A 906-nucleotide genomic window follows, 5' to 3' on the forward strand; every position below is an offset into this window, starting at 1 on the left:
CATGGCCCGCCTGCCCGCACCGGCGGCACCCGCTGCGATGGCCGCGCCGGCCAGCGTGGCCGAGGAAGCCGAGCCGCCCAGCTTCGACGTCACCGCGTTCGCCGGCACCTACGCCACGCAGTTCGCCGTGCCCCAGCGCATCACCGTGCCCTCCAACGGCCAGCGCACCACGCTGGGCCTGGGCACGCACAACGCGGCCGCCACGCTGCTCACGCGCGCCGTGCCCACCCGGCAGGAGACGGCCTATCTCGTGGCCGAGATCGCGCCGCCGCCGGGCGCCTGGCCGGCAGGGCCCGTGGGGCTGTATCGCGATGGCGCCTTCATCGGCAACGACACGCTGGACTTCGCGCAGGACGCCACGGCCGGCGGCAGGGCCACCCTGTGGTTCGGGGCCGACGACCAGGTGATCGTGCAGGCCGAGCCGCCGCAGGAGACCACCGGCAGCGCCGGCTTTACCGGCGGGCGCACCGAGCGCCGCACCGATCGCGCCTACCGCGTGGAAAACCGCCACGCCCGGCCCATCGCGCTGCAGGTGCTGGACGCAGCGCCGGTCTCGCGCAACGAGAAGATCGAGGTCGAATCCCGCTACACGCCCGCGCCGCAGGACACGGCCTGGAACCGCACGCCCGGCACCATCGCCTGGCAGCAGCCGCTGGCCGCCGGCGCCACCGCGCGCTTCACGGCCACGCACACCGTGCGCTACCCGAAAGAGATCGCGCTGAGGGAGCGCGAATGAACGCCGCCCCCTTCGGCCCTGCCATGCCCGCCGCCGCACCGCGCCGCGCGACCGCCGCCTTCATGCGGTCGCACCCGGCGCACTGGATCGCCCTGGGCTTCGGCGCCGGCCTGTCGCCCAAGGCACCCGGCACCGTGGGCACGCTGTGGGCGTGGCTGGCCTATCTGGTG

1 protein-coding gene and 1 pseudogene are annotated in these 906 nt (G+C 75.2%); both read left to right on the forward strand.

Going from position 1 to position 906, the window contains the following annotated elements:
- On the forward strand, positions 1–736 hold a 736-nt coding region (locus AC27KI_RS25990), incomplete at its 5' end, for a DUF4139 domain-containing protein (RefSeq protein WP_487116725.1).
- Positions 733–906: pseudogene (locus tag AC27KI_RS25995) on the forward strand (phosphatidylglycerophosphatase A); the annotation flags it as partial. The gene AC27KI_RS25990 and the pseudogene AC27KI_RS25995, both read left to right, overlap by 4 nt.

It is taken from the genome of Acidovorax sp. KPB24-03 (assembly GCF_057546605.1).